Origin of the sequence: Clostridium sp. K04 (assembly GCF_019734375.1) — a bacterium.
Classification (GTDB): domain Bacteria; phylum Bacillota; class Clostridia; order Clostridiales; family Clostridiaceae; genus Clostridium; species Clostridium saudiense.
On the sequence record NZ_JAASHD010000008.1, the window covers coordinates 45,978 to 65,158 of the forward strand.

12 protein-coding genes and 4 pseudogenes are annotated in these 19,181 nt (G+C 29.1%); all 16 read left to right on the forward strand.

Annotation, left to right across the window (positions count from 1 at the left end; translation table 11 throughout):
• Positions 1-11 precede the first annotated feature (11 nt).
• The 16 genes and pseudogenes from whiA (at position 12) to HCG70_RS05120 (ending at position 19,136) form a co-directional block, all read left to right on the forward strand.
• Positions 12-962, forward strand: coding sequence for a DNA-binding protein WhiA (whiA, locus tag HCG70_RS05045; protein WP_042397649.1), 951 nt, complete (start codon positions 12-14; stop codon positions 960-962).
• Between the two features lie 98 nt (positions 963-1,060).
• A pseudogene (dnaE, locus tag HCG70_RS05050) lies at positions 1,061-2,323 on the forward strand (DNA polymerase III subunit alpha); the annotation flags it as partial.
• Between the two features lie 51 nt (positions 2,324-2,374).
• The gene (locus HCG70_RS05055; protein ID WP_055275247.1) at positions 2,375-2,836 is read left to right on the forward strand and encodes a helix-turn-helix domain-containing protein; all 462 of its coding nucleotides are present in this window, start codon (positions 2,375-2,377) and stop codon (positions 2,834-2,836) included.
• A 430-nt stretch (positions 2,837-3,266) separates the two neighbouring features.
• Positions 3,267-4,085: pseudogene (locus HCG70_RS05060) on the forward strand (DNA polymerase III subunit alpha); the annotation flags it as partial.
• A 663-nt stretch (positions 4,086-4,748) separates the two neighbouring features.
• Positions 4,749-5,288 carry a helix-turn-helix domain-containing protein gene (locus tag HCG70_RS05065; RefSeq protein WP_055275249.1) on the forward strand — a complete coding sequence of 180 codons (540 nt, stop codon included), beginning with the start codon at positions 4,749-4,751 and terminating at the stop codon, positions 5,286-5,288.
• A 98-nt stretch (positions 5,289-5,386) separates the two neighbouring features.
• Positions 5,387-5,632: pseudogene (locus HCG70_RS05070) on the forward strand (hypothetical protein); the annotation flags it as partial.
• A 69-nt stretch (positions 5,633-5,701) separates the two neighbouring features.
• Positions 5,702-6,571: an LAGLIDADG family homing endonuclease gene (locus HCG70_RS05075; protein WP_221697528.1), complete on the forward strand. Its 870-nt coding sequence runs from the start codon at positions 5,702-5,704 to the stop codon at positions 6,569-6,571.
• A 294-nt stretch (positions 6,572-6,865) separates the two neighbouring features.
• Positions 6,866-8,095 (forward strand): annotated as a pseudogene (locus HCG70_RS05080) (OB-fold nucleic acid binding domain-containing protein); the annotation flags it as partial.
• A gap of 475 nt (positions 8,096-8,570) precedes the next feature.
• The gene (gene pfkA / locus HCG70_RS05085; RefSeq protein WP_042397640.1) at positions 8,571-9,530 is read left to right on the forward strand and encodes a 6-phosphofructokinase; all 960 of its coding nucleotides are present in this window, start codon (positions 8,571-8,573) and stop codon (positions 9,528-9,530) included.
• Between the two features lie 67 nt (positions 9,531-9,597).
• Positions 9,598-11,010, forward strand: a complete 1,413-nt coding sequence (gene pyk / locus HCG70_RS05090) for a pyruvate kinase (RefSeq protein WP_055275256.1) — start codon at positions 9,598-9,600, stop codon at positions 11,008-11,010.
• 414 nt (positions 11,011-11,424) lie between these two features.
• Entirely contained in the window at positions 11,425-12,795 is a 1,371-nt protein-coding gene (rlmD, locus tag HCG70_RS05095) for a 23S rRNA (uracil(1939)-C(5))-methyltransferase RlmD (RefSeq protein WP_055291573.1), read from the forward strand.
• A 470-nt stretch (positions 12,796-13,265) separates the two neighbouring features.
• Entirely contained in the window at positions 13,266-14,681 is a 1,416-nt protein-coding gene (locus tag HCG70_RS05100; protein ID WP_221697529.1) for a sensor domain-containing diguanylate cyclase, read from the forward strand.
• A gap of 288 nt (positions 14,682-14,969) precedes the next feature.
• Positions 14,970-15,530, forward strand: coding sequence for a TetR/AcrR family transcriptional regulator C-terminal domain-containing protein (locus HCG70_RS05105; RefSeq protein WP_055275261.1), 561 nt, complete (start codon positions 14,970-14,972; stop codon positions 15,528-15,530).
• A 220-nt stretch (positions 15,531-15,750) separates the two neighbouring features.
• Entirely contained in the window at positions 15,751-16,332 is a 582-nt protein-coding gene (locus tag HCG70_RS05110; RefSeq protein WP_042397631.1) for a manganese efflux pump, read from the forward strand.
• A gap of 17 nt (positions 16,333-16,349) precedes the next feature.
• The gene (locus HCG70_RS05115; RefSeq protein ID WP_055291531.1) at positions 16,350-17,756 is read left to right on the forward strand and encodes a radical SAM protein; all 1,407 of its coding nucleotides are present in this window, start codon (positions 16,350-16,352) and stop codon (positions 17,754-17,756) included.
• A gap of 201 nt (positions 17,757-17,957) precedes the next feature.
• On the forward strand, positions 17,958-19,136 hold the full coding sequence (locus tag HCG70_RS05120; protein WP_221697530.1) for a cyclopropane-fatty-acyl-phospholipid synthase family protein: 1,179 nt from the start codon (positions 17,958-17,960) through the stop codon (positions 19,134-19,136).
• Positions 19,137-19,181 lie beyond the last annotated feature (45 nt).

Genomic DNA, 19,181 nt, shown 5'->3' on the forward strand with positions numbered 1-19,181 from the left:
AGAAAGAATTTATGTCGTTTTCAGCGAAAGTAAAAGGAGAAATATGCAGATATACTGATATATCGAAAGAGGAAGCATTAGCAGAGCTTTCAGCAATAATGAAAGGTAGTGGAACTATAGGATTTAGTGGAAAAGGTCTTAGCTTTAGAATTACAACAGAAAATCCAGCTTCAGCAAGACATATATTCACTTTGCTAAAGGAACACTTTGATATACATTCTAAATTAATGGTTAAAAAGAGTAACTCATTAAAGAAGAACAATATCTACATGGTTTTAATAGAAGAAGATATGGGGGTTAGGGACTTACTTCAAGAAACAGGGATTTTCAAGGAAATAGATGGAGTACTAACTATTGATTATAAAATTGATCCTGAAATGGTAAAGACTGAAGAGTATAAGAAAGCTTATATTAGAGGAGCTTTTATTGGTGGGGGAAGTGTAACTAATCCTGAAAAGACATATCATTTAGAGTTTGTAACTCATAGTGAAGAATATGCAATTGATTTATGTAAACTAATTAATTCCTTTGGATTAAACTCAAAGGTTATTCAAAGAAAAAATAGTTTTATAATATATATTAAAGAAGGTGAGCAAATAGTTGACCTTTTAAACATAGTAGGAGCTCATACTTCATTACTTGAATTAGAAAATATAAGAATAATGAAGGAAATGAGAAACAACGTAAATAGACTTGTAAACTGTGAAACAGCTAATTTGAGTAAAACAGTTAATGCAGCAGTAAGACAGGTTGAAAGTATTAAGCTTATTCAAAATAGTATTGGACTTCAAAGATTGCCTAAAAATCTTCAAGAAGTTGCAGAACTTAGATTAAGCTATCCAGATGAATCGCTAAAAGAGCTAGGAGAAATGCTAGATCCGCCAGTTGGTAAGTCTGGAATTAATCATAGGCTAAGAAAAATAGAAAAAATAGCAGAAGAAATTAGAAGTGGAAACTATTAGTTAGTTAATAGTTAATATATAAATCATTTGGGGATTTATACAATAGACTATTAACTCTTAATTAAAAACTTTTAACTAATTCAAACGGGGGTGTTTTATTGGAAAATAAAAAGTTCTGTCATCTCCACTTACATACTGAGTATAGTTTACTTGATAGTTCGGCTAAAATTAAAAAGGTTATTAGCAGAGCTAAGGAACTAGGTATGGAAAGTATAGCAATTACTGACCATGGTGTAATGTATGGTTGTGTAGCTTTTTATAAAGAAGCTATAGCACAAGGAATTAAACCTATTCTTGGTTGTGAGGTTTACGTAGCAAGTAAATCAATGGATATTAAAATTAATGATAAGGATAATGGTACATATCACTTAGTTTTATTAGTAAAAAATCAAGTTGGATATGAAAATTTAATGAAAATAGTATCAGCTGCTTCAATTGATGGTTTTTACTATAAGCCAAGGGTTGACCATGATTTTTTAAGAGAGCATAGTGAAGGTTTAATTGCTTTAAGTGCTTGTCTTGGTGGAGAAGTACAAAAAAATTTATTAAGAGATGATTATGAAAAAGCTAAAGAAGTTGCTTTGATGTATAAGGACATATTTAAAGATGGATTTTATTTAGAAATTCAGGATCATGGAATGGAGGAGCAAAGAAAGGTTACAGAAGGTAATATTAAGTTAGCTAGAGAAACTGGAATTCCTTTAATTGCAACTAATGATGTCCATTATATTAAACAAGAGGATTCTAAGGCTCATGATATCCTTATGTGTATTCAAACAGGTAAAACTGTTGAAGATGTAAATAGAAGAAGATATCCTTCGGATCAGTTCTATTTGAAATCACCAGAAGAAATGTGGAATATGTTTTCTTATGTTCCAGAGGCATTAGAAAATACAATTAAAATTGCAGATGAATGTAATTTTGATTATGAATTCCATGTATCTAAGTTACCTAATTTCCCAGTTCCTGAGGAATATAAAACTCACTTTGATTATCTTGAAGAGGTGTGTTTTGAAGGTCTTGTTGAAAGATATGATGTCTTTGAACAATTTAGGAATAAGTTAATTAATGTTCAAGATGTAAAGGAATTTGCTGAAACTAATGAGGAAGCAAAGACTTATGTTGATAGGCTTAGTTATGAGCTTGGTGTAATTAATCAAATGGGATATGTTGATTATTTCTTGATTACCTGGGACTTTATTAAGTATTCAAATGATCATGGAATACCAACGGGACCAGGAAGGGGATCGGCAGCAGGCTCTATAGTTGCTTATACTCTGGGAATAACAAAAATTAATCCGATAAAGTATAGCTTGCTCTTTGAAAGATTTTTAAATCCGGAAAGAGTTAGTATGCCAGATTAGAAATAAGTTTATACTAAGAATATATTAAATTCTTAGGAGTGTAGAAATTTGAAGCGATATGAGTTGGATAAGTATAAGTTTGAAATTATAAATTTATATATTGATCAAAAATTATCATGTAGTAAAATTGCAGATAAACTTGGATGTAGTTTATGTGGTATCTATGATGCGTTAAAAAGATGGAAAGTTAGTACTAGAAATTTAAGGGATAGTCATTTAGTTTATTCAGTGAATGATGATTATTTTTCTGAAATAGATACTGAAGAAAAGGCATATTGGTTAGGGTTTATTTATGCAGATGGATATGTAACTGGAAGTAAATTGGGAATAGCAATAGCTAATTTAGATAGGATGCATTTAGAAAAATTCAAGAAATGTATAGGTTCAGATTATAAAATTAAATCGTATGTATCTAACTCGGTTTATGGTAGTTGTAAATATTGTAGAATATTAATAAATAGCGAAAAATTAGTTAAAGATATAATGATGAGAAAAATAACTATTATATAAGTTATGGTGGGCGTCTAAAAACATTCAATATAATGAGTTATTTATATGATAATTCTACAATTTATCTAGATAGAAAATATATCAAATATATAAATTTAAAATCTACATTTTAACTTAATAGTCGTGTATATTAGAAATAATATACTTAAAGAGCCTCGAATTGCTTGAAAGCCCTTAGAGCTATTGATACTACAACGTAAAGATGAAATAAGCTTAAACGTGAATGTTGAAAAATTAATAGATTGGGTAATAAGCAGCGAAGTCCTGAAGAGGGAAACGTTCAACGACTAGTCCAAGGGGACGTAGCTATGTTTATGAAACATAGCGAAGTGGGGCAGCCCAAACCGTATAAAGGTCGGTGGGTGAAGATATAGTCTATACCCACTACAAAAGTAGTGTTTAAGTATCTCGAAAGAGAGGGTAGTAATAGATAGATTCGGATTTTTGTTATGAAAGAAGACAGGAAGTAATAGATTATGTTGTTGAAAAGTATGGAGTTAAAAATGTATCACAGATAATTACTTTTGGTACAATGGCGGCTAGATTGTGTTTAAGAGACGTAGGAAGAGCTATGAACTACTCTTATGCAGAAGTAGATAGAATAGCTAAAATGATTCCTACAATGCTTGGAATAACAATAGAAAAGGCATTAGATTTAAATCCAGAGCTTAAGGCTGCATATGAGACAGAAGATAGAGTAAAAACATTAATTGATGTTAGTAAAACTCTAGAAGGGTTACCAAGGCATTCGTCAACGCATGCAGCTGGGGTGGTTATAGCATCGAAGCCATTGGTTGAATATGTACCACTTCAAAGAAATGATGAAATGATAGTAACTCAATTTGATATGACAACATTAGAAGAGCTAGGACTTCTAAAGATGGATTTCCTTGGTTTAAGAACTTTAACAGTTATGAGTGATGCTGTTAAGATGATTAAAGAAAATCAAGGAATAGATATTGATTTAGATAAAATAGATTTTGAAGATAAAAATGTATATAACATGATTGGTGAAGGAAAAACAGCTGGTGTATTCCAATTAGAATCTCCAGGAATGACATCATTCATGAAGGAACTTAAGCCAGACTGCTTAGAAGATATCATAGCTGGTATATCTTTATATAGACCAGGTCCTATGGCTGAGATTCCGAGATATATAGAAGGTAAAAGAAATAAAGACAGTGTGCATTATGAGACACCAGAACTTGAAAGTATACTGGATGTCACATATGGGGTAATGGTATATCAAGGTGCGAAACGTTCTACAAATACAAAAACTATAGAAATGTAGTATAAAATTGTAGGGATAAATATTTATCTAACTTATCATTTGATATTAAAGGTGAAATACCTTTTAAGAACTAATTAAGGTAGTTCTTCCCTAATACTACGACATGCATATTTAGTTCAACATGAATATGTATGAAGCTCGTTGAAGTCGGTGAAAATCAGACCTGGGAAGTGGTTAGAGAAGTAATCGGGGGTCTATAAAATTAATATGGCTACGAAAGAAATTCTCGTTTGAAGAATCGTTAACCATTAAAGTACGAAGAGAAAGTATTTAGATTCAAGTGTAATTTAAGTATTCTTGGTTATTTAAATTATAATTATTAAAAAATAATTGCTTTTAGCTTACCTTAAGATAGCAAAAAGGCACTTGACGGTTCATAGAGAAGGCCTAAGTTAATATGTAAAGATAGAATGATAGGAACGTTTGAACTTATTCAGTAAATGTTAAGGATGTTGAAATCCGATGGTACTAGTGAATAGGAAATGATTCACAAAGAATAAGGGCAGCAGCCTGTAGTAGTGATGAAGTAAAGTAATTTTTATGGAGCGAAGGGGCATAGTTAGTTAAGCAAATGTATATTCTCTAATTGTTTGGAAAATAATACAATTAGAGGTTGTCTAAGTGAAATATAGTGTTGAAACAAAAAAGAAAGCAATAGAATATTATTTAGTTGGTTATTCAGCTCAAAAAGTAGCTTGTCTCATAGGAGCAAATGAAGCAACTATTAGAAAATGGATAAATGAAGCAAAAATGAAATGTGGGAAAAATCCAAGTTATTATGTGAGTTTGACATCAAGGCATATGTGTGAAAGTCTTAGTAATTATGGTATTGTACCTCAAAAAACAGGATTTGAAATTTTTCCAGATAATATACCTAAAGTATATATTAGAGATTTCATAAGAGGAGTTTTTGATGGAGATGGAATAACAGATATAAGGAGATTTAGGAGTGGGTTTGTTGGGAGTAATAATCTAGTAAATAGAATTCTAGTTGAGTTAAATAGATGTGATTTGAGCATATTTAATACTAAAAGTAAAAATATATGTTACTTCTTAGGTGGAAAAAAGTTTTCAAGAGAACTATTTGAATATATGTATAATGATTCAACACTATATCTTAAAAGAAAATACGAGAGAATGAAATACATTTGTAATAATTAATGGAACGCCGTATGCGATGAAAGTCGCATGTACGGTGTGAAGTGGGGGAAAACAAAACCTGACCGTTAAGACGAAGGTAGAGTTACCTATCACTATAACAAGTTATGCAGATTGTTAGAGATCTAGGTGGATACTCACTTGGAAGAAGTGATATGGTTAGAAGAGCCATGTCAAAGAAAAAGCACAGTGTAATGGAGCAAGAAAGAAAGAATTTTATATATGGAATAGTAGATGAAAATGGTAATGTAGAAGTACCAGGTTGTCTGAGAAATGGCATAAGTGAAAAAGCGGCAAATGAAATTTTCGACCAGATGATGGACTTTGCTTCGTATGCATTCTATAAGAAAGTTAATGATTATTATGTATAATTTACCTATAATTTAGAAATTATATTCATAGAGGTGAATATAAGTTTGTTTAAAAATTATAGAGAACTTAATGGTTATGATAAATACAAAATAGTAAATTATTATTATAAAAATAAAGGCGTCTGTATGGGAGATATTTCAAAAAATTTAAATGTATCAGATAGAGCTGTAAGACGTGTTTTAAAAGAAGAAGGTATAAATACTAGATTAAAAAATAGATATGTTTTAGATGAATGTTATTTTGCTTGTATTGATATAGAAGCTAAAGCATATATATTAGGATTTATTTATGCTGATGGATTTGTTGGAGATGAAAATCATAATAATATAGTAGTATCTATAAATGATTTAGAGATACTAGAGTTTATGGCTAATGAGCTTCAATTTACTGGAGATATTAGGCGTACCAAGAAGGGTGGTTTTGAAAATTCTAAAGAAGGATATTCATTAAGTTTTTCCTCTAAAATAATGGCAACTAGATTGAGGGAAATAGGATTATATCCCAATAAATCGCTAACGATGGATAAATTGCCTAATATTGATAAGGCTTTAATAAGGCATTTTATAAGAGGTTATTTTGATGGAGATGGAAGTATAATATTATCTCATAATACTAGTTATTATAAAGCTAATGAAGGAATTATAAAATATATTTATCCAACATATTGCTTTATGATTCTAGGAACTGAATCGTTTCTTAATGAAATTAAAAGAGAAACTAAATTTAATTATGTGAAATTATATGATACAAAGACAGAAAAGATAAAGTGTCTAAAAATAAATGCAAAAAAAGAGTTTGATAATATATTTAACTATTTGTATGATAAATCAACTATAAAGTTAGAAAGAAAATATAATAAGTGGAACGAAATAAAGAGTGCCTTTACAGTAGGAGCTGTAAAGCAAATAGGGTGAATTGCGGGGAAGACCTTAGAGCCTTAAATACTAACCTAATATAGTAATATGATTAGGGGCTTAGAGTAATTATCTAAGGTATAGTAAAAAGTTTAAGGATTGGTTAATCCGCAGCCAAGTCTCCTAGAAATAGGTTAAAGGTTCAGAGACTAGATAAAATAGCCTAAGTAAATTTTATATGGTGAAATATCCACGAGTGCCCTATATCCTAAAGTGATTAGGATAATGATATAGTCCGATCTTTATAGAAATATGAAGTATAAAGCATAAAAGCTTTATAATAACATTAATGTTAATAAATCACATGCAGCAGCCTATGCAGTAATAGGCTATCAGACAGCATACTTAATGCATTACTATCCAGTAGAAACCATAGCAGCAATGGTTAATTCTGTTATGGGAACAAGTGAAAAAGTAGCACATTATACAAAATTTGCAGAAAGCTTAGGTATACAAGTGTTACCTCCAAATATAAACGAAAGCTATTCAAAGTTTACTGTAAAAGGAAACAGTATAAGATTTGGTCTTGCAGCAATAAAAAATGTTGGGGTAAATGTTGTTGATGGAATAGTTGAGGCTAGAAAAAGCAAAGGTAACTTTGAGTCTTTAGTTGATTTCATTAGCAAGATAGATTTATCAACAATAAATAAAAGGGCTGTAGAAAGCTTAATAAAAGCAGGTGCATTTGATGAGTTTAAAATATATAGATCAAAATTACTAGCTGTTTATGAAAAAGTAATGGATAGCATATATAATGAGAAAAAGAGAAATATAGATGGGCAAATTAGTCTTTTTGGTATAGCAGATGAGAGTATAAAAGAGCCTGAAGTAAAATATCCAGACATAAAAGAATTTGCAAAAAATAATTTATTATCAATGGAAAAGGAAATGACAGGGCTTTATATATCAGGTCACCCTTTAGATGAATATGAAAAAAGTTTAAAGGTGATGACATCTACTACAATTGAAACTATATTCCAATCATATGAAGCTATTATGGATGGATTAGGTGATGATGATCACTTAATTCAAGATAATCAAAGAGTAATATTGGGAGGAATATTAGCAGAGGTAAATCAAAAAGTAACTAGAAATAATTCAATAATGGCTTTCTTAAAGCTAGAAGATTTAACTGGAGTTATTGAAGTAGTTGTTTTTCCTAAAACATTAGATAAAGTTAGAAACTTAATTAATTTAGATTCAATGGTAGTTATTAATGGTAGAGTGAATATAAAAGAAGATGAAGAACCAAAACTTATTTGTGAAAGTATAGAACCTTTAGAGAAAGTAAACAGTGATAAAGTATATATAAGGGTTGATGATTTGCAAATGGCTAAGGCAATGAAACAAAAGCTAATTGACGTAGTTTCTGAATATAAAGGTGATTCTGCCTTGTATGTATTTACTGCCAATGATAGAAAAAATTATAGAATGCCACGAGATATGTGGGTTGATTTAAATAGTGAAGTAGTATTTGAATTAAAAAAAGTTTTTGGAGATTCAAATGTTAAAGTTGTAGAGTAAAATTGTTAAAAAAATATTATCTTGATTCAAAAATTTTGAGCAAGATAATATTTTTTTTTGAAAATTTGTAACATTTCACAAATAAAATAAGATAATAAAAGTTTTTCAATATAAATTTCAACTAAAAATAACCAAAACTACCCTGTGAAGTATGTTAATTATATAACAAAGATTGATAATAATTTCTATTTTCTAATGAAAAATAATAAAAAAAGTGTTAATATGAAATATGTGTAAAGATACAAAAATAAAAAAATGTTTATATAATTTTAATTGATTAAGGGCAAAATAAACAGGTAATAATGTAAATAAACGATAAAATTAGACATAAGAATATTTATTTTAGTTGCAATAAGAAGAGATTACAAGTAAAATAAAAAAGGTGGTAAAAAGTTTAACAATAAAAGAATAATAAGGAATATTTCAAAGTGTGTGGACATGCAGAGTCCTTAGTAGTTTCGAGGAGGAATATTTTATGAAAAAAATAGCTGTTTTAACAAGTGGTGGAGATGCTCCAGGAATGAACGCTGCAATAAGAGCGGTAGTAAGAACTGCAATACATAATGGTATTGAAGTTATGGGAGTACAAAGAGGATATGCTGGATTAATAAATGGTGAGTTATTCCCAATGAATAGATCATCTGTTTCAGATATAATTCAAAGAGGCGGTACTATTTTAAGAACTGCTAGATGTTTAGAATTCAAACAAGAAGAAGTAAGAAAAGAAGCGGTACAAATTCTTGCTGATAATGGTGTAGAAGCTTTAGTAGTTATCGGTGGAGATGGATCTTTCACTGGTGCTAAGTTATTATCAAAATTAGGAGTAAAAACTATAGGTTTACCTGGTACAATCGATAATGATTTAACTTACACTGATTACACAATAGGATTTGATACGGCATTAAATACTGTAGTTGATGCTATAGATAAAATAAGAGATACATCAACTTCTCACGAAAGAGTTTCTATCGTAGAAGTTATGGGTAGAAATTGTGGAGATATTGCTCTTCACACAGGTGTAGCTTGTGGAGCTGAATACATCATTACACCAGAAAAAGGATATGATAAAGATGAATTATGCAAAGTTATCTTAGAAGGTAAGAAAGCTGGAAAAATGCATAACTTAGTTTTACTTGCTGAAGGTGTTGGTGGAGCTTCTGAATTAGCTAAGTATATTGAAGCTCAAACTGGAATTGAAACAAGAGCAACTGTATTAGGACACATCCAAAGAGGTGGAGCTCCAAGTGCTTTTGATAGAGTATTAGCTTCAAGAATGGGTTCAAAAGCAATTGAACTTTTAATGGAAGGTAAAACTTCAAAAGTTGTTGGTATAAAGAACAATCAAATCTTTGACCAAGATATAGATGAAGCTTTAGCTTTAAACAGAACATTTGATGAAAAATTATATGAAATTTCAGAAGAGATTTCTAAATAATTTAATTAATATTGCCAATATTTTATTTTAAAATACATTAAATTAGAGATTAAAAGGAGAGTTTTAAATGAGAAAGACTAAAATCATTTGCACTATCGGTCCAGCTAGTGAAAACCCAGAAATATTATCACAAATAATTGAAGCAGGAATGAACGTTTCAAGACATAACTTCTCTCATGGAGATCACGAAGAACATGCAGCAAGAATTAACTTAGTTAAAGAATTAGCTAAGAAGTACAACAAAGAAATCGCTGTTATGTTAGATACAAAAGGACCAGAAATAAGAACTGGTAAATTTGAACCTAAGAAAGTTGAATTACAAGCAGGGGCTAAATTCACTGTACATGCAGGTGGAGACGTAGTTGGTAACACTGAAGAGTGTTCAGTAACATATGCTGGATTAGCTAATGATGTTAAACCAGGAGACACTATCCTTATCGATGACGGTTTAGTAGGATTAACAGTTGAATCAATCGAAGGAAACAAAATCCACTGTACAGTTCAAAACACTGGATTTGTTGCAACTCACAAAGGAGTTAACGTTCCTGGAGTTTCAATTAAGTTACCAGCTTTAACTGAAAAAGATATAGCTGACTTAAAATTCGGTTGTGAAATCGGAGTAAATGCTGTAGCTGCTTCATTCATAAGAAAAGCTTCAGACGTTGAAACAATCAGACAAATATTAAATGAAAATGGTGGAGAACACATCCAAATCATCTCTAAGATCGAAAACCAAGAAGGTGTTGATAACATAGATTCAATATTAGCAGTTTCTGACGGATTAATGGTTGCTAGAGGAGACCTAGGAGTTGAAATTCCATTTGAAAAGTTACCAGCTGTTCAAAAGATGATGATCGAAAAATGTAACGCTGCTGGAAAGCCAGTTGTAACTGCAACTCAAATGTTAGATTCTATGATGAGAAACCCAAGACCAACAAGAGCAGAAGTTTCTGACGTAGCTAATGCTATATTAGATGGAACAGATGCAATCATGTTATCTGGGGAATCAGCTAACGGAGATTGGCCAGTAGAATCAGTTCAAACAATGGCTAAAATAGCTGTTGAAGCTGAAACTAAATTAAACTATGAAACAGCTGTTTCAACAGCTAAATCTCACATTCCAGCTGTATCAGGAGTTATTTCAAGAGCTGCTTGCAATGCTGCTAACGAATTAAACGCTGCTGCAATAGTTTCTTCAACTAAGAGTGGAGCAACTGCAAGAAGAATTTCTCAATGCAGACCAGAATGCCCAATCGTAGCTGTAACTCCATGTGAAAAAGTTGCTAAGAGCTTAGCATTCTGCTTCGGAGTTTACCCAGTAGTTGCTGAAGACCAAAATTCAACAGATGCTATGATGGCTAACGCTACTAAGATAGCAGTTGAAAATGGATTTGCTAAAGCTGGAGACACAGTTGTAATAGCTGCTGGATTAGATCAAGTTGGATCAACTAACCTTTTAAAAGTAAGTGTAGTAGAATAATTTAACATAAAATAAGAAGTGTAAATTTGCACTTCTTATTTTTTTGTTCTTTATAAAGTATTATCAAAGAAAATTTTATTATTTAAGTTATTCTAGAAAGAAAAAATGCATAAAATTATTCATAAGCAAATATAAAATGCTTAAAAACTGCAAGATATCATATCAAAAATACTATTTTTTATAAAAAGTTAACAAAAAGTTTACAAATAGACTTGATAAATTAGGGTATAATTGATAATATCAGAGTAAGTTCGAAAGAATTAAAATGGTAAAGGCAACTGATTTCATTATTTGGCACCGAAAGGTGTCTTTTTTTTACATAAAAAAGATATGGTATGTTTATTACATTAGTAGTTTGGTATATAATATTAATAGTTTGTTAGAATAACATAAGAAGATTGATAGGTGATAGATTTGATAGAAAAAAATAAGGAATATATACTTGATATTATTTCACAAGGATATGAAGGAGAAGGAATAGCAAAAGTAAATGATACTTTTCCTGTATTTGTAGAAGGCGCATTAAAAGGAGAAAGAGTTAATGCAAGGATAGTAAAAGTTAAAAAGAATTTTGCATATGGTAAATTAGTAGACATAATAGAGCCATCATCAGAAAGATGTGAAGCAAAGTGTAACATACATAAAAGATGTGGAGGATGCAAATTACAGCATTCTACATATAATGAACAATTGAATTTCAAATTTGAAAGAGTTAAGGATTGTATAAGTAAAATAGGCAAACTTGATGAAGGAATAGTAAAATTCCCACTAGGTATGAAAGAACCTTGGAGATATAGAAATAAAGTTCAATTACCTATTGGAATGGTAAATGGAGAATTAAAAATAGGATTCTTTGCACCAAGAAGTCATGAAATAATAGATATGGAAACATGCTTGATTCAAGATGAGGTTGCAGATAAAGTAGTACAATTGACTAGAGAATGGATTAAAAAGAATAATATAAAACCATATAATGTTGATGGAAAGTATGATGAAAGTGGAATACTTAGACATGTAATGATTAGACGTGGTTTTAAAACTGATGAAGTAATGGTTGTATTAGTTACTAATGGAGCTAAGTTACCAAACAAAGATGAATTTATAAAATTAATGGTGGATAATATACCAGGAATTAAAAGTATAGTTCAAAATATTAACTCTAAGCCTACAAATGTAATATTAGGGCAAGAGTGTATAACATTATGGGGAGAGCCTACTATAAGTGATTATATAGGTGATTTCAAATTTAATATTTCACCATTATCATTCTTCCAAGTCAATCCTATTCAAACAGAGGTGTTATATGGTAAGGCTCTTGAATATGCAGAATTAAGTGGAGATGAAACTGTATTTGATGCATATTGTGGAACGGGAACAATTACTTTATTCTTATCACAAAAGGCTAAGAAGGTTTATGGAGTAGAAATTATTCCACAAGCTATTGAAAATGCTAATATAAATGCAAAAGAAAATAATGTTGATAATGTTGAATTCTTTGTTGGTGAATCAGAAATTGTTATACCAGATTTAATTAACAAAGGAATAAAGGCTGATGTTGTGGTTGTAGACCCACCTAGAAAAGGTTGTGATGTTAAACTATTAAATGCCATAACAAATATAAATGCAGAAAGAATAGTATATGTAAGTTGTGATCCAAGTACTTTAGCAAGAGATTTAGCTATATTAGAGGAAAATGGATATAAAACTACAACTGTTCAACCAGTAGATATGTTCCCACATACAGCTCATATTGAGAACGTAGCTTTACTTATCAAGGAACGATAGTGACGAAGAGAAGTATTTAGCACGTTCCATGCAAGGGATTTCAAAGAGTGACTAAAAGGAAGGATTTGCTCATCCTACTGCTGAGAACGTAGCTTTACTTATCAAGGAACGATAGTGACGAAGAGAAGTATTTAGCACGTTCCGTGCAAAGGCTGTCAAAGAACGAGCGAAGCAAGTGATTTGAAACAGCCCACTGCTGAGAACGTAGCTAGGTGTATTAGATATATAGAATAATTAATGAGGGAATTAGATAATAAATGTATTATCTAATTCTTTTTTTATTTATGTACATACAAAAGTTTAGCATTGATATGGCAATAAATTTATAAATAATTATTAAAGTAGTATAGATTTAAGACAATTAGCACTTAGTTGGTATAAAATAGGAATTAACCTTTTTTAATTGTTTGATATTAGATATAATATAATTATATAAATAGAAAAAAAAGGGTTTAAATTGGGTAGTAAGAATGTACAAAAGGAAAAATACAAATAATGTAAAAGTTAAGATGAATGAAAAAGTAATAATAGCAATAGTATTTATATGTTTTATATTAACATTAACTTTTTCAGTAATATCATTTTATAAATCAAAACAAAATCAAGTAGGAATAATTGAAAAAAGCCTTGAAGATAATGGAAATCAATGTAAAGAATCCATTGAAGAATACTTTGAGTACAGTTTTAAAATCTTAAGTTATTTGGCTAATAATGAAAATATCTATAACATGAATTGGGATGAACAATATTCATTTTTAAAGGGGCAGGAAACTTTATTAAATTTTGAACATTTTATAATAATGGACATGCTAGGTAATGGATATTATGTTAATAGAAATGAAGTTAAAGACCAATCTCATGAAGATTTTTTTCATGATGTCATAGATAATGAAAGATTTGTAACAGAGCCTTTCATGGAAGTTCATCAAAATAGATCAATAACTACATTAAGCGTATCTATATATAAAGGTAAAAAGAAGGTTGGAGCACTTTGTGGAGTAATTGATTTAAATAAAATATATAATATATTTAAAAATAAAGTTGTTGGAAAGAGTGGTTACAGCTTTTTAATTAATAATAATGGTGATTATGTAGCACATAAAGATATGCAATTTGTACATGACTCAAAAAATATTTTTGAAGATTTTGAAGGGAAATCTAATAACATAGATTTCTTAAGAGAAGGAATTAATAAAGGTGAAACGTCTTTAGGAAAAGTAAAATTAAATGGAGAGACATATTACGCAAACTTTAATCCATTAGATTCGGTTAAATGGAATGCTGTATTTTTAATTCCAAAGGATGAAGTATTATCAGGATTCAATAAATTTGTAATATTTCAATTATTGGCTCTAACTTCTGGATTCTTATTAATTATTTTTGGAGTGAGAATAATTTATAAGAATATTGAAAATCATAGGTTAGCTTATACAGATGGATTAACAAATACAAATAATAGAGCAGCAGTAGATATAAAATTTAAGGAGTTAGACAACAAGTATAAATCTAATATAACAATAGTATCATTTGATTTAAATAATTTTAAATATGTTAATGATAATTTTGGACATCATATAGGAGATGAATTACTAATTAAATTTGCAGGTATACTTCAAGAAACATTAGGAAGCATAGGATTTGTTGGAAGAATGGGCGGAGATGAGTTTATAGCAATTTTAAATAATATTGATATAGAAGTAATTAAGTCAAAGATAGATGATATGAAAGAAAAAATAGAAGATTATAATTATAATAAAATTTGTAAATTAGAAATTTCTTATGGATATTTTAATAGAGGTAATGGTGATAAAAGACCTCTAATTGAAATATATAAAGAAGCTGATAAGAAAATGTATGTGTTTAAAAAGCAAATAAAAAGCATATAGCAAATGTAAGAATGAACATAGTAGTAATATTATGTTCATTTTTATATTTATAAAAGATAAGGATAATCACTATTAATAAATAGTAATAATATTAGGAATTTTTATATATTATTATAGTAGCTTATATAATAATATATGAAAGATATATACAGTATAGATGATGGTAAAATATTACAAAGCATGATATAATTTAAGCTGTATAATTTTAGTCTTATTTAGATTACTATAATTTCAAGTTTATAAAATAAAGTTATTTACTTTTAATATAAGGCAGTTTGTAGGTGAGTTATGAATAATAGAAAAGATGTGCATACAGCATTGCAAGAGAGCTTTAAAAATTTAATACTGAAGCATAGCTTTGATAAGATAACTATTAAGATGATAACTGATGCTGCAGGGTTTATAAGACCAACATTTTATAATCATTATGCAGATAAGTATGAAGTTTTAGAGGAAATTTGCTATGAAGATATATTTAAAGGAAGCGAAATGTTAATAGAAAGCAAAATGCCTTATGAAGCTATACATTATATGTTTTCAAGAATAGAAAGTAATAAGAGCTTTTACTTACAAGCAGTTAAGGTAACAGGGCAGAACTCTTTTGAGGAAATTATTAATAGTAATTTAGTTAAAATGTTTAAAAAGTTATTTGAGGAATATGGAACCAGTAACGAAAAAAATGAAAAATTTTCAGTAGATGATATTGCAGAATACTATTCAAGGGGATTAACATTTATAATTAAAAGATGGATAGAGGAAGGAGTAAGTATTTCTGCAAAAGAATTGTCTAATAAGTATAAAGTGTTAGTGACTAACTCATTAGATGATATAGTTAACGATTTAAATTAATAATGTAATATATAAAATATGGACCACTTAGGTGTAATTAGTGCACTTAAGTGGTCTATTAATTTCTATATTATATTTAATATACATTTTTAAGTGTTTGTATATTAAAAATTACAAATTATTATTATTGTTTATTTATAAATACAAATGAGTAATATTATAGATTCCTTTATTTGGATATAAAGACTAAAATAAAAAATATGAGGAGGGAAGTAGATGAATGAGATTATGGGAAATAATTATAGTTTCTGTAGGACTAGCATTAGATGCATTTACTGTAGCAGTATGTAGGGGATCTACACAGGGAAATTTAAAAAAATCAACAGCATTATTAGTTGGTATAATATTTGGAGCAATTCAAACAATTATGTTAGCAGCTGGAATGATTATTGCATTATACCCTATGTTAAATATAAATAATGAAAAAATCATATCAATAAATCAATGGTTTTCAGCAATAATATTATTTTATTTAGGTATAAAATTTTTTAGAAATGCATTTAAGGTTAATAAATATAATGAAAGGAGAGAAGAATTTTTTGGATATAAAGGTAGTGTAGGATTGGCACTAGCGACAAGTATAGATGCATTTATTTTAGGAATAGGATTTGGCTTATTGAGAACAGAAATTATAAGTAATATTTTAATTTTATTTATAGTAACAAGTATATTAGTTACTATTGGTTTATGGGTTGGATACTGTATGGGCAACAAATATAAAAAACAAATAGATATTTGTGGGGGAATTATTCTTTTAGCTATTGGTATAAAAATTATATGTAATTATTTTAATATTATTTGAAAGGGAGAGATATTTAAATGTTAAGTCCAAAATATAAAATTCAACAATTTGCATTAAAACAAGTCTTAGGATATTTAAAGAAAGATCCGGAAAAGAATTTACCTAAAATAATTGAATGGATTAGAAAGTTTGATACAGAAAAAATATATGTTGATCAATATGATATGATAGAAGGATATTTAAAAGATCCAGAAAATAACTGGACTAAACTAATGTGTAACATAATCAATAATGTACATCCAAACATAGTTCAAACAGTATTTACTAATTTCCTATTAAATGCATCTATTAGAGGTTGGGCTGAAATACAAAGAAATAAAGATAAGTATGGCCATGAAATACCATTTACAATATTAGTAGATCCAACTACAGCTTGTAATAAGCATTGTGTAGGATGTTGGGCAGCAGATTACAATAAGGCTTTAAATTTAAGCTATGAACAACTAGATAAGCTATTTACAGAAGGAAAGGAATTAGGAATATACTTCTATATAATGACTGGTGGAGAACCATTAGTAAGAAAGAGTGATATATTAAAGCTTGCTAAAAAGCATAATGATTGTGTATTTATGTTCTTCACAAATGGTACATTAATAGACCAAAAATTCTGTGATGATTTAATTGAAGTTGGCAATTTAGTACCGACAATTAGTGTTGAAGGATTTGATGATGCTACAGATGGAAGAAGAGGGGAAGGCTCTTGGAAAGATATAATGAGAGCTATGGAGCTTATGAAATCTAATAGAATTCCATTTGGATTCTCAACTTGCTTTACAACAGCTAATTGCGATAGCGTTCTTTCAGAAGAATTTATTGATTTAATGATAGATAAAGGGGCATATTTCTCTTGGTATTTCACATTTATGCCAATAGGCTGTAAAACAGATACATCATTAATGGCAAATCCAGATCAAAGAGAAAAATTATATAGAACTATAAGGGGCTGGCGTAGTACTAAAGCTATATTTAATATGGATTTCTGGCATGATGCTGAATATGTTGGAGGATGTGTTGCAGGAGGAAGAAGATACTGCCATATAAACGCAAATGGTGATGTAGAGCCTTGTGTATTCTGCCATTATTCAAATGCAAATATAAAAGATGTATCTTTAATAGAAGCTTTAGGTCAACCATTATTTATGGAATATCAAAAGAATCAACCATTTAATCAAAATCAATTCAGACCATGTCCAATATTAGATAATGCACCTAAGATAGCAGAAATGGTTAAAAATTCAGGTGCTAAATCTACTGAATTTATAGATCCAGAAAATGTAGATGATTTATGTAAGAAGACTATAAATTATGGATTAACATGGGCTAAGAGAGCAGAGCCATTATGGAAAGAAAATCTAGAAAATAAACAAAAAGCTAAGGAAGAAAAGAATAAAAAAGAAAATAATGATTGTTTAATTAAAAATTAGTTTGTGTAGGCAGTAAGGAAACTTACTGCCTATTTTTTGAATAAAATTTAGTTATTTTGGAATAATTTTTAATATGAATCTTTTTTAGATTCATGTGCTTTGCTGTTAGTAGTTTATTTATTATCAATAGCGCCCTAATAAAAAATATTAACAGCAAAGTCTTATCTATATTAGATAAAATAAATAGAATAGGAGTTACTTATGGATTTAGAAAAAAGCTTTTTAAAAACATTTTTAGGTAAATTTAAAGGTGTTTCTTTTAATGTAGAATTTTGGGATGGAGATGAAGTTAAGGTAGGTGAAGATAATCCAAAGTTTAAAATTATACTTCATAAACCATTAAAAAAGAAAGATATATTAACAAGTACTACATTAGCGTTTGGTGAAGCCTATATGAAAGGTGATATAGAAATAGAAGGTGATTTATTTACTGTATTTGATGAATTACTTAAATGCATAGATGAATTTTCAACTAACTTTGGAGCATTAACAAAGATATTTGGTGGATCAACTTCTATGAAGAAACAAAAAGAAGAAGTTACATCACATTATGATATAGGTAATGATTTTTATAAAATATGGTTAGATGATACATTAAGTTATTCTTGTGCTTATTTTAAGAAGTGTGATGATACTTTACATGATGCGCAAATGAATAAGATTCATCATATATTAAAGAAGTTAAATTTATCAGAAGGATTAACATTGCTTGATATAGGCTGTGGCTGGGGTGGATTATTAATAGAAGCAGCTAAACTCTATAAGGTAAAAGGATTAGGAATTACTTTAAGTGAAGAACAATACAAGGCATTTAAAGAAAGAATAGAAAGGGAAAACCTTCAAGATTATATAGATGTAAAAATAATGGATTATAGAGAACTATCCAAAAGTCATCTTAAATTTGATAGAGTAGTTAGTGTTGGAATGTTAGAGCATGTTGGAAGACCCAATTATGATTTGTTCTTTAAAAATGTAGATTCTGTATTAAAGAAAGGGGGATTATTCTTATTACATTATATAAGTGGTCTCCAAGAATCAGAGGGAGATGCATGGATTAAGAAGTATATATTCCCAGGTGGGGTTCTACCAAGTTTTAGAGAAATTATAAATATATCTGGTGATTATAAATATCATACAATAGATGTTGAAAGTTTAAGACTACATTATAAAAAGACATTATTAATGTGGGCTAAAAATTTTGATGATAACATAGATAAAATTAAGACAATGTTTGATGATGAATTTATTAGAATGTGGAGAATGTACTTATATGCATGTGCAGCTGTATTTAATAATGGTATAGTAGATTTACATCAAATATTATTTGTAAAAGGTGTTAATAATGAATTGCCAATGACAAGAGATTATATGTATAAATAAAAAAAGTGGCATAAGCCACTTTTTTTAACCCGAATATTTTAAAAC